General features: G+C 61.9%; 13 protein-coding genes. 2 read left to right on the top strand and 11 right to left on the bottom strand.

All coding sequences use genetic code 11. The features are described 5' to 3' along the window. Positions 1 to 12 precede the first annotated feature (12 nt). From FHR90_RS15285 to repC, 9 genes are all read right to left on the bottom strand, one after another. Positions 13 to 927, bottom strand: a complete 915-nt coding sequence (locus FHR90_RS15285) for a type IV secretion system protein (RefSeq protein ID WP_246330314.1) — start codon at positions 925 to 927, stop codon at positions 13 to 15. A gap of 17 nt (positions 928 to 944) precedes the next feature. Further along, positions 945 to 1,352 carry an entry exclusion protein gene (locus tag FHR90_RS15290; RefSeq protein ID WP_176621697.1) on the bottom strand — a complete coding sequence of 136 codons (408 nt, stop codon included), beginning with the start codon at positions 1,350 to 1,352 and terminating at the stop codon, positions 945 to 947. After that, positions 1,353 to 2,042, bottom strand: coding sequence for a type IV secretion system protein (locus FHR90_RS15295; RefSeq protein ID WP_176621698.1), 690 nt, complete (start codon positions 2,040 to 2,042; stop codon positions 1,353 to 1,355). An 11-nt stretch (positions 2,043 to 2,053) separates the two neighbouring features. After that, a complete protein-coding gene (locus tag FHR90_RS15300; RefSeq protein ID WP_176621699.1) occupies positions 2,054 to 4,435 on the bottom strand; it encodes a VirB4 family type IV secretion/conjugal transfer ATPase in 2,382 nt (793 codons plus the stop codon). Then, positions 4,435 to 4,758, bottom strand: coding sequence for a type IV secretion system protein VirB3 (locus FHR90_RS15305; protein ID WP_176621700.1), 324 nt, complete (start codon positions 4,756 to 4,758; stop codon positions 4,435 to 4,437). The genes FHR90_RS15300 and FHR90_RS15305 overlap by 1 nt, the downstream gene beginning before the upstream one ends. Before the next feature lie 3 nt (positions 4,759 to 4,761). Beyond that, complete coding sequence (virB2, locus tag FHR90_RS15310) at positions 4,762 to 5,136, bottom strand: pilin major subunit VirB2 (RefSeq protein ID WP_218061883.1); 375 nt, start codon at positions 5,134 to 5,136, stop codon at positions 4,762 to 4,764. Continuing rightward, the gene (locus FHR90_RS15315) at positions 5,133 to 5,852 is read right to left on the bottom strand and encodes a transglycosylase SLT domain-containing protein (protein ID WP_246330315.1); all 720 of its coding nucleotides are present in this window, start codon (positions 5,850 to 5,852) and stop codon (positions 5,133 to 5,135) included. Before FHR90_RS15315 ends, virB2 begins: the two co-directional genes overlap by 4 nt. A gap of 10 nt (positions 5,853 to 5,862) precedes the next feature. Then, positions 5,863 to 6,351, bottom strand: coding sequence for a hypothetical protein (locus tag FHR90_RS15320; RefSeq protein WP_246330316.1), 489 nt, complete (start codon positions 6,349 to 6,351; stop codon positions 5,863 to 5,865). A gap of 276 nt (positions 6,352 to 6,627) precedes the next feature. Further along, entirely contained in the window at positions 6,628 to 8,019 is a 1,392-nt protein-coding gene (gene repC, locus FHR90_RS15325; RefSeq protein ID WP_176621702.1) for a plasmid replication protein RepC, read from the bottom strand. 275 nt (positions 8,020 to 8,294) lie between these two features. On the opposite strand from repC, the gene FHR90_RS15330 reads away from it, so the two are divergent. Then, positions 8,295 to 8,600 carry a helix-turn-helix domain-containing protein gene (locus FHR90_RS15330; protein ID WP_176621703.1) on the top strand — a complete coding sequence of 102 codons (306 nt, stop codon included), beginning with the start codon at positions 8,295 to 8,297 and terminating at the stop codon, positions 8,598 to 8,600. Positions 8,601 to 8,803: 203 nt separating this feature from the next. On the opposite strand, the gene FHR90_RS15335 is transcribed toward FHR90_RS15330, so the two are convergent. Next, positions 8,804 to 9,331 (bottom strand): hypothetical protein, encoded by a 528-nt coding sequence (locus FHR90_RS15335; RefSeq protein WP_183275502.1) that lies wholly within the window; start codon positions 9,329 to 9,331, stop codon positions 8,804 to 8,806. Between the two features lie 87 nt (positions 9,332 to 9,418). After that, on the bottom strand, positions 9,419 to 9,961 hold the full coding sequence (locus FHR90_RS15340; RefSeq protein WP_246330317.1) for a recombinase family protein: 543 nt from the start codon (positions 9,959 to 9,961) through the stop codon (positions 9,419 to 9,421). Between FHR90_RS15340 and FHR90_RS15345 the strand changes: the two genes are divergently transcribed. Next, positions 9,960 to 10,289: a hypothetical protein gene (locus FHR90_RS15345; RefSeq protein WP_176621706.1), complete on the top strand. Its 330-nt coding sequence runs from the start codon at positions 9,960 to 9,962 to the stop codon at positions 10,287 to 10,289. The genes FHR90_RS15340 and FHR90_RS15345 overlap by 2 nt on opposite strands. Positions 10,290 to 10,569: the final 280 nt, after the last annotated feature.

Consider the following 10,569-nt stretch of genomic DNA (forward strand, 5'->3'; position numbering starts at 1 on the left):
TGGGGTAAGTGACTATGTCTTTCTTGAATTAAGGGCTCTGGCGATCGTGTTAACGCCGCCGGAAGCGCCCCCGACAATCGAGTTTAGGACGGGACCGGCGGCGTTCAAAGCCACACCGCCCCCGATACTTGCGGAGACGGCCGGCAACATGCAGATGATGAAAGCCCCGATCCCCATATACATCAGGGTCTCGAACAGAACTTGAATCGCAATATCCGGTGTCCCTGATTTTGCCATGGCGTTCAGGCCGCTGATTTTGATGTAGTTCTCGATCCCATTGGTAACGATCGTTATGGCGATGTTGACCAAGAGAGTGAGCAGCGCGAGGCCAATGAGCTTGCCGATCCAGCGCTCGGCAATGTGGCGGGTCGCATCGAAAAGAAACCCGCCGATGAGGAACGGACCGGCCACGACCAGAACGTCGGTCATCGCGTGTGCTACGATGTAGACTGCGAAGCACACCACCAGCAGCACAAAGGACACCAGCTGCGCGCAGGCCAGCTCGATCAGATCAACGATCTGATACCAGGACAGATGCGAGTCGATCGTCGCGACTTGATGGCCGATGGTGTTGAGTATTTGGTCGAATGCCTCTGGAGTCGACGAGGCCTTGCCGTTTGACACTGAGTCGGCGACCCAATTCGGAAGGCCGGTCTGGAAGAAGCTGGACACGTACGAGTTGTAAACACCGGCCTCCATGATGAAGGCTGAGACCAGACAGACCCTGACAATGCGGGTAATTCCCCGCCGGGTGTCGATGTCCCCCCGCATGATCAGCATGCCGGTGACGATGATCCAGAGCACAATTAGGGCGGTGAATGGAGCCGATACAGCACTGAGAGCCGACGAAACAAGGTTCGACGTACCCATGTCGAATGACGTCGAGAAGTCCTGTCCATAAACGGTAAACGGCGTCATATCGGCCATTCTCGTTATCCCTACCTCTACTGTCCGTTCGGACCGGCAGCCTTTTGGGCCTGCACCGCAGCGTTGCACCAAGCCTTGGGTGATCTCACCACCCACCCAGGATCGAAGCATCTGGAGAGTGTCAGGCGCCGAGTGATCGCGTCCTTCTCGTAAGTTTTGGGCTGCGTCATGAAGTCGCTTGAATCACCCGGCATCGGCGGTGCCGAAACGACCGTATTCGCGACCGTCACATTCTTGCAGTCGGGATAATTCTCGTATGTCCGGTCATTGATACACTCATGCCAGACCTGGTCACGGAGCGTACCGTTGCGGATATAATCGCTGACGGTGTGCGCCGCCCGGTCCGGAGACGGGGCAGCCGCGATCACCGGTGCGATTGTCGCAAGCGCGAGGGCCAGACCGGCCGAGGCGATGAGCGCTCGCAATTACTGGATCTCCGCCGGCATCGCAGCCGCGGCCGCCTGGGCATCGGAGTGTGCCTTGGCCTCCCCCGCGAGCTCCTGCGCCTGTGCCTGCGCGGCGGCCATCGCCTGCAACGACTGCGCCTGGGCCGCCTGCGTCTGGATCGCCTGATTCTCGATGTTGATCCGGGCGTGGACTGCCTCGAGCTGCTTGATGTCGGTGGCTTGGTCGACGGCAAGCTGCATCTCATGGAGGTCGTTCAGGCGTTCGTCGATCGAGGCGATCTGCGTCGTCGCGAAGCCCTGCATATTCGAGATACTGATTGCGCGCTGTCGGAGCAGCTGCGACATGGTGTCGTTGCCCGTTGGCAATGTGGCCGAGTTCGCGCTGAAAAACTGCTGACCGGACGGGGTCAGCCCGGTCTGGCCGAGGATGCTGCCCACCAGCTCGTTTGCCTGCGGCATCGGCTGTGTCAGGGCGCTCCCATTGAGGTCAGGCAGCAGGCTCTGGATGTTCGACGCGTTGGTGAACATCGAGTAGGTGTCTTTCAAAGATTTCGCCTGGCTGTCGAGATCGTCGATCTCTGATTTGAACTCCTTGGCGTCCTGGAGAATGGCTTTCATGTCGACCACGGCCATCGCGCCTTGTGCACGAACCGCAATGGGGGCGATCAGGCTGGTGACCATCATTGTGGCGATAACGGTTTTTTTCATATCGATCCTCCTTAATCCTTGGCTTCGTGGTAGCGCTGCATGAACGGGCCGACCCAATTCGCGGGGTCATCGCCAAGCTCGGCGCGCAGCTTCTCGCCGAACCGCACCGTGTTGGCGCGGCCGGACAGGACCGCGACGTATTCCGGCATCGAGGACAGATCGAACTCGCAGATCACCGAGCCTTCCTCTCGCTTGAGCAGGAAGCGCCGCGACAGGCCGAGCATGTCCTCGCGCACCGCGCGGTATTCGCCCTGAGTGCATTTCAGGCCCTCGACGTAAGCCTTCTCGTCGGCTGTCGGGGACGGGTAGAGGATCTTGGTCATGCACTGAGCGACCAGCGACGCCCCGAGCTTGGATTCCAGGACGTGTTCGGGCTGCTGGGTGGCGAGGATCAGCATGCCGTTGTTCTTGCGCACCGTGAGCAGGAACTTGTCGATCACGCTCGCGAACAGCGGGTTGAGCAGATAGGCCCGGAACTCGTCGCACGACATCACGAAGCGCCGACCGTCGACCACCGAGGCGATGCGGTGCAGCAGGTAGGCCGCCGCCGGTGCGCAGACTTCCTCGTAATCGAGCAGGTGAGTCATGTCGAAGCCGGTGATCGACGACGACAGCTCGACGTCATCGGTCTCGCCGTCGAAGGCCCAGCCGAGGGCGGAGCCCCGGCACCAGCGCTCGAGGCGCGCTCCGGCCCCGTCTTCCGGACCATGCTGCAGGAACTCCCGCAGGCCCGCGAGCGAGCGCATCTCCACCGGATAGCTCAGCTGGCGGCGGATGCCGCGCTCGAGGCGCCGGTTCTCCTCGGCCGGCAGGGACCCTTTGCCGTCGCTCTCGATCAGGCCGGTGATCCACTCGCGCAGGAAGTCGATGCTGTTCGGCTCATCCGTCAGCCCGCGCAGGGGCGCCAGGCCGGAGGGCTGGCCACGCTTGAGTTCGAGATAGACCCCGCCGGTGGCCCTCACCAGCAGCTCGCCGCCGCGGTCCTTGTCGAAGAACACCACCGCACCCTGACGGCCCGACAGGGACTGCTCCATCGCCGCCAGCAGATACATCATGAAGGTGGTCTTGCCCGACCCGATCGGCCCGAAGATCGCCGTCATGCCGACATCGACGACGTGCGAGACGTAGTCGTAGGGCGTCGCTCCATCGGTGCGGAACCGGATGATCGCCGGTCCCCACCACCCGCTGCGCGAACCGGACGGGAAATTGTCGAAGGGCGAGAGTGCTGCGAAATTGCGGCTGTTGATCGCGCCCGGGCGGGTGCGCCAGGTGAAGTTGCCCGGCAACTGCGCCCAATAGGCCGCCTCGATGCCGATTCCTTCCTGCACGACCACCGCGCCGGCATCGGTAAGCCGTGCCCGCGCCCGTGCGGCGCGCTCGCCGAGCTGGGGCAGGTCTGCCGCGAACACCGTCAGGGACAGGTGGTGCGAGCCGACGACGAATTCGTTGCTGACCAGCTTGTCGACAGCCGCCTCCAGGCCCTCGATCTGGCTGGCCGCCTTGTCCCCGGCGCTGACCATCTGTGCGGCCTTGGTGGTCAACACGCTGTCGGCCTGGGCACGGGTCAGGAAGGAAAAGCTCTGGCTCAGCACCAGCGGAAATTCCGCGCTCAGCAGGCTGTTCAGCATCCCCGGCCGGGTCTTGGCCGGATATTCCCGGAACGAGAACACGCCCCCGACATAGGTTTCGTCGGGCGCCCTGATCTCGAAGGCGCGGTTGCCGCAGATCACGCGGTCCGTATAGAGCGACGCACCCAGCGAGCCCGAGACGAGGGGGACCGGCAGAAACCGGCCGGTCATCACCATGCGCAGCGCCTCGCCGATCTCGCTGAACACGACCTCGCCGCGCTCGCGCAAGCCCAGCCGCCGCACGCCATAGGCCGACAGCGCCGAGCTGACGATATGCCAGACGTCCTCCAGCTCCCGCCGGTCCGACGGCGAGGCCGAAGCCTCACCGTTCTTGATCCGGCGCAACTTGCGGGTTAGTGCCGCGCCGCTCTTGCCCAGCACGTTGCGCGGCGACACCGTGACGGCCAGAAAGAACTCGTTGCGGAACAGCCGCCCGGACAGCACGCGCTCGCGGTAGGCCGCATCGAGATCCCGCGCGAAGGCCGAGCGGAACCGGGTCTCCGGCAGCTCGGGAATGTCGGCGTGCCGGACCAGGTAAGTCGAAATCGTGATGTTGTCGTCAGCGATGTTACGCAGGATGGTGTTGATCGTGCGCATCCGTGCATTGCGCATGACCGGCTCTTCGAGCTCGAAGGGCACCCCCTGAAGATGGCCCATCGCCATCACCGAGCCGTCCTTCAACAGCACAACATCCGGGGCGATGTGACCGACGTACGGCAGATAGGTCTCCGCCGACGCTTCCTTAAGCATGGTGGCTCCCGCCATCAGACGATCCCCCGGCCGCTCTTGGGCACGTCCAGCGGGAAATTCGACACTGTCGACCCACCCCACACATGCTTGTCGACCTTACGGCCCTTGGTGCGGAACCACAGCCCGACGACGCGGACCGCGTTGTAGTCACGCGCGACCAGGATGCGCGCGGCGCCGTAGATCGGCCCCATCAGGATGAGATAGAGGGGGTTCTTGAAGATCACGACGACCAGACCGGCCGCCATGACAAGAACCCCCGCCAGCGAAAGAGGAATCCCCATGAACAGGGCCGGCCTGGTGGCGGCGAGATACAAGGTCTCTTCCTCCAGCTTCTCCATCCGTCAGCCGCCCGTCAGGGTCTGGCCGAGATAGGCGGCGCCGAACATCACGACGATTCCGCCGATGACACCGGCGATGATCGACATCGAGACGCGGCCGAACATCCACGCGAGACCGATACCGATAATGCCCAGCACGGCGAGGGTCTGGCCGAACGGTCCCAGGATGAACGTGCAGACGTTCTTGATCATCGTCGTCGGATCGGCGCCGCCTGAAACGGTCTGTGCCTGCGCGGCGATCGGGGTCAGTGACGCGAGAAGCGCGACAGCGAGGCGGCGGCTCTTCCGGCCCGCCAGACGGAGACCCGAGTAGAGGCGCAGCTGAACCGCTGCGTGGTGAACGAGCGAAGCGTTTGCATTCATGGAGATGTCCTTCATTGGAAAACGATTGCCGAGGCCGGTTGCGCAGTCGGCGTAGCCGGTTCCGGGGAAGGCCGCTTCCCCGCGTCCTTGGCGGCTTGGTAGTCGTAGCTGGCCCACACGTCCCAGCCCGGCGGGGCATTCGGATCGGTGGGCGCCGCGTCCGCCGCAGTCGGGGCGGACAGCGGTTTCGCGTCCGGGTCTGGTCTGACGTCCAGCGCCGGAACGAACTTGGCGGCATGGCGATCGACCTTGCCAACATAGCCGTTGGTGAAGCCTCGCTCGCTGTCGCCCGTGTTGTAGCGGGAGATCGCGACCCTGAGCGCCGCCTGCTGCTCGTCATGAGTGCTGCCACCGGTATAGGCGTCGCCCAGGATGAGGGCGGCTGCGGACAGCGACGTGCAGGGGTCGAACGTGTCGGCCACAGACAGGCCCAGCATCGGCAGATTCTTCGAGTTGATCTGCATCAACCCGAGATCGACCGAATCTCCGACCGCCACCAGTCGCGACGCGACGTTCGTCGCCTCAGCGGCCGTCTGGAAGACGCCGCTGGTTCGCGTGGTGTTGTCATGCACCGTATAGGGCTCGAAGCCGGTCTCAGTCGCCGCAATCGAGGCCATGGTCAGCGGCGCGACATTCGCGGCGCACTTGACCGTCAGCGAGCTGAACAGAGCCTGATCGAGCGGCGTGGCGTGCGCTGTCCCCAATGTGAACAGAAGCGACGCCGTCGCCAACAGAATGAGCTTACGGCTCAGTCGGCCTTTCGAGATCGACCGGCAGCGTCCCCGCATAAAGGGCGAGATCCTTGTCTCCGGCTCGGTAGATGGAGACCCTGCCGTCATAACCCATCTCACGGATCGTGAGATAGAGGTCGTTGAGGTGCTTGTATTCCCGGTCGGCCTTGCCCCGGAACGTTCGTAGAATTTGGAATCTACGGCTCTTGACCCAGTCTGACCGGAAATAGACGACGAATGCCGATCGTCCGTCGTGAGACCGATCCACGATGAAGGCGCCGAGTATCCGCTTTCCCTCCCGGACACCTCGCCGGAGGTCCGATAGCTCAAACGGTTCAGACAAAGACGGCCACCCCCAGACGTAATCGCCCGTCGTGTCGGGCGATTCACATGCGGCGTCGAATGAACCGTGATCGTCGGAAATGGCAAGCCCGGAACCTTCCTTCTGGCCGTCGGAAGACGATAATTCATTGCTTTTACTCGGGTTACGCTTGGTCATCTGCAACCCTCGATAATGAGAGAAAACAGAAATTTCTCCTTATGACAAGCCAAAATGTCGGCTGGATGAACATCATGTTAGCAACGTGAATCATCCCTTGTTGGCGTTTACAAGCACTTAGCCTGCTGCCCCTGGTGTATTGGCGGGAGATCACGGTTTTGTGTTAATCGGGGTGTATTCTGATATCGCACGCTTACGACATATCAACCGCTGCCGAGGCTGAGGAAATCCCGCTTTTTCGCGACATTGGCATTGTTGCGTTTTTATGGATTCACACTAGCTGGCACCCCGGAAACCGGCCTCATCCACGATTCCGAACAGCGTTTTGTCGAGGTGCAGCTCTCCGGCGAGATGACGTTCGACCATCTTCCGCAGGTACCCCCCCGGGCTGCTCACCTTGTTGCTGGCCGTCTTGTGGGCGATGACAACCAGCGCCGCGCAGGCGCCGCGCCGGCCGAGGGTGACGCACGCCTGGCCCCATGCATGGGTCGATATTCCAAGCCGGCCTGCCTGATAGCTGCACGCCTCAAGAAGCTGCTCATCTGTCGGACGACTGGTCGGGCATAGATCCCGTAGCTCGGGTGCGATCCGCAGGAACAATCCAGGGGTGACGAGGAAGCCCCGCAGCGGGTCCGATTGGATCGCCGCGGCGGATGGCGCTGCGGAGAAGGCACGGGACGTCCGGCTACGCTCATCTTCTTTAGCCGAGGGTGCGGAGCGCCCTTCCGTTTCTACATAGGCGGTAGCTAAAGCAGGTGGGTTTGTAGGTGTAATAGGGGCCAGTTTTTGGCCCCCCAGGGGGTCAGTTTCCACAGGAAGCAGCAGAGCAACTCGGGCCTCAGCACGCCGCATCAATGCGTCGATTTCGCTACCCAGCCGGCTTAGCAGCTCCAGGTCCCAGGACCGCCCTCGCCGGGCTGCTACGGCAGCCGCGCCAGAAGCAAACCCGGTCAGATCCGGGTCGGCCAGCCCCTCCGCGCTGAAGCCGTCGGCAAAACTTTTGATGAGGATCGCGGTGGTCACGATATGTCGGCGCAGCCGCTCGGCCTCGCGCTCGCGTTCTGCCTGCGCCGCTATGGCCGCACGGAACTCGTCATGCCTGCGCGACAAAGGTGACAAGTCGAAGCCGTAGCCGACGCTGATCTGTCCAGTCGCGGGGTCACGGCGGGCGTATCTCCGGCCCGTCGGGCTGTCCACGCAGGTCAGAAACCCCCATTCGGCGGCCGCTCGGATCAGCGACTTAACCCGGCTCCGGCCGACACACAGTTCGACCTCGAGATCCCTGTTCGACGGATGGGCGATGCACAACGCCCCGGGTTGCCAGTCGCAAGCCTTGGTGCGGCTCGCCAGGTAGAGAACCAGCTCGACGACGCCTTTCGGCGCGCCCATCGCGCGGGCACCGCGCTTGAAGGCGACGATGATCGAGCCGCGTCCCGCGTCAGACGTGGGGGCGATGTCCAGCGCCAGGCGCGCACGTGCCATCGCCGGCGTGATGATCCTGCGCCCGGACGGGCGTGAACTGTGGGCAAGCATCCGTTTTTCCTTGGTTTTCCAAGGTCCGCGCGAGGCTGGCGGCAGGACGCACGACGCCGTTGCAAGCAAGGCTTGCTTTCGGACGATTTTTCGGGGATGCTCGCGGAAGTGTTTTGCCGCTTTGGTGTTCCGCATCCCGGTTTGGCGACCGGTTGCATCCCTTAAAAATCGAAATCTGCGCACTGGCCCCCCTCGCGGGGGCCTTTGCTGTTTCGGGGGTCTGTGGTTCAGCTTGCTGGGCGTCGGGACTCCTATGCAGAGGGGCGATTCTTTCACTCTTGCACAGAGAATCGCTGTATCACAACTGACATAGCCGATTCTGCGAAGACCGCGTCGCAGAGAGCGGTGCTAAGCTACGGTAAAGATTGGACGCGACGACCGGCTCCGGCCGAGGATAGGGAGATCGGGTCATGGCCTTCGCCAAGCACCAAGGGGTCAGCAAGGAGGCCGTCTGGCTGGGCGAGAACGTGCGCTATCTGCGGCGCCACGTCATCGGGCTCAGCATCGTCAAATTCTGCGAGAAATATAAGCTCGGCTATTCATTCATCGCGCGCCTCGAGACCGGCAAGACTGATGTGTCGATCGACTACGCGGCGCACTTGGCTGCCGTGTTGGGCGAGCCGTTGGCCGACCTTCTCAGGCCACCCGCAACACTTCGAGCGACCCGGCCGGCGAAATTCGTCAGCTACGAGCAGAACGCGTCGGCGGCCAGCTAGGGACCGTCACCTAGAACGGGCATGGTTATACGGTAAGGCCCCTCATCGAGCCGCCTTCTCCCCGAAATCCAGGCGCAAAGCGCCCGGAGCGTAGCGGAGCGCCCCGGCCGAAGGCGCCGCGCCCACAACGCTGGGCGCCGCAGGCCGGGGTGTGCGTCTTCGGGGGGAAGACGGCGAAGTTCCGCGGTTCCGCCCCAGTTTACCTATTGCTCGGGTTCTCCCTGTCGACGGATATGGGGGTCTGGCTGAGCGAAACGCAGACGTCCCGGCTCAAACGGCACCCAATCTCCGCCGTTGTTGACAATTAGTTTTCTAAACAAACCGGATCTTTTAAGCGGATTCAAGAAGCACTCTTCTAATTCACGTTGGTGGCTCCCGTCATAGGTCCAGCAAGATTGAAGTTCGACCACGCCTTCGTGAAAGACGAGTTCTACACCAAAAAATTTGTATGCAGCTTGCCAAGTGTAGATTCTGGCAAGATCTACCTGATTGACGTCAATGAGCGTTATAAGATCCTCAAGCGGAGCGTTCGAGTGCCCTTGTGTAAGAAGGAATCTGCCATATTTTTGAACGATCCGCCGAAGATGACGGGTAAACGCTTCTGCAGAGACCTTCTCCTTAAAAATTTCCACGAGTGATATGAACTCACGTTCGGCACGCTGGACGCCAGCTAACGTAGTGACGGTTAGCCCGCCAAAGAAAAAGTCTCTGTCCTCATCTCTTGTCGTCATGTTTTCTTGCCGCCCACTGAAACACACCAGAGAAAGTCCCTATTTACCGCCGGGCCACCCGTCGATACGATCGCTTATTCTGACTTGCTACTCACACGAATTAAGCAACCTTCTGACTGTACGCGTGCTAACACTGAATAGCCTCGCCGCATCAGACACGGTCATTCGCCCGGCCGTAACTTCGTTGGCGACATGCTGTCGCTGCGACACTTTGAGAGCTCGCGGCCGGCCAAGCACAGCGCCGCGTTTTCTCGCTGCATCAAGACCTGCCTTGGTCCGCTCTACTATCAGACCACGCTCGAACTCAGCGAATGCTCCAAGGATTTGGCTAACAACACGCCCCATCGGCCCGCTGGTCTGCAGCCCCTCGGTCAAGGATCGAAAGGCCACCCCCCGCGACTCGAGAGTGTCCAGAAGCACCAAAAGGTCAGAGAGATTTCGAGCCGCACGATCGAGCTTCCAAACGATAATTTCATCGCCCTTCCTGAGCTGACCAAGCAGATCTTTCATGCCCGGCCTATCAAGGCCAGCGCCACTCATCCGGTCTTCGAAGAATTTCTCGCAACCGGCGTCTTCCAGCGCCTGACGCTGCAAGCCGAGGTTCTGCACATCGCCGCGCGAGACACGCATGTATCCCAAACGCATCCTCTGTCCCCGCGACCAGCCCGCTCGAAAGTGGCGAAAACGGTCGTTTTTGTCCCATCTCTTAGCCGAGCGCAATCATTGCGATATATTGTGCCAAAATGGTAGGGCGAAAGTCAATATTTTTGTCCGGATTTTGTCAGACCAAAAGATCTTGTTCCGCCATACCTGTGATTTCGGCCTGGATCTCGTGACCGCCGGATACATCAGTATCGTGCCTGACGACGATCTCGAAGGATGGAAGCTCGTTCTTTCACCGGAAGGTAAGGTTGCGGCAGATCAGTTGGCGGCAGCTGGCGCGTCCGCGCCCGCCTAACCTGGTGCCTGTGTGCGTCACCCCCCCGTTGGGGGGCCGGGCTCTGCTGCGGCCTGGCGGCCTACGTCGAGCCGCCCGCGCGTCGCTATGCTCCTTCGTGCGTCTCGCCCCTGTCGGGCGACGATCCCTGACGCGGCGGATCTAGCGATCCGCATCATACCGGCGCAGACGCGCCGTGTGGGCTGTGCCAGCCCCCTCGCCCGCCATCATCCCCGCTCGCCATGCTCGGCCGGCCAAGGCCGCCCTGTGCGTGGCTCCGCGCCGCCTGTGGCGGTCGGCC

It is taken from the genome of Endobacter medicaginis (genome assembly GCF_014192375.1).
Classification (GTDB): Bacteria; Pseudomonadota; Alphaproteobacteria; order Acetobacterales; family Acetobacteraceae; genus Endobacter; species Endobacter medicaginis.

Coding starts and splice junctions, on each gene's coding strand:
- FHR90_RS15320 (WP_246330316.1), bottom strand. CDS start 6,351: ATGACCAAGCGTAACCCGAGTAAAAGCAATGAATTATCGTCTTCCGAC.
- FHR90_RS15340 (WP_246330317.1), bottom strand. CDS start 9,961: ATGCGTGTCTCGCGCGGCGATGTGCAGAACCTCGGCTTGCAGCGTCAG.
- virB2 (WP_218061883.1), bottom strand. CDS start 5,136: ATGAAGGACATCTCCATGAATGCAAACGCTTCGCTCGTTCACCACGCA.
- FHR90_RS15330 (WP_176621703.1), top strand. CDS start 8,295: ATGGCCTTCGCCAAGCACCAAGGGGTCAGCAAGGAGGCCGTCTGGCTG.
- FHR90_RS15295 (WP_176621698.1), bottom strand. CDS start 2,042: ATGAAAAAAACCGTTATCGCCACAATGATGGTCACCAGCCTGATCGCC.
- FHR90_RS15305 (WP_176621700.1), bottom strand. CDS start 4,758: ATGGAGAAGCTGGAGGAAGAGACCTTGTATCTCGCCGCCACCAGGCCG.
- FHR90_RS15345 (WP_176621706.1), top strand. CDS start 9,960: ATGTATCCCAAACGCATCCTCTGTCCCCGCGACCAGCCCGCTCGAAAG.
- FHR90_RS15335 (WP_183275502.1), bottom strand. CDS start 9,331: ATGACGACAAGAGATGAGGACAGAGACTTTTTCTTTGGCGGGCTAACC.
- FHR90_RS15300 (WP_176621699.1), bottom strand. CDS start 4,435: ATGGCGGGAGCCACCATGCTTAAGGAAGCGTCGGCGGAGACCTATCTG.
- FHR90_RS15285 (WP_246330314.1), bottom strand. CDS start 927: ATGGCCGATATGACGCCGTTTACCGTTTATGGACAGGACTTCTCGACG.
- repC (WP_176621702.1), bottom strand. CDS start 8,019: ATGCGGAACACCAAAGCGGCAAAACACTTCCGCGAGCATCCCCGAAAA.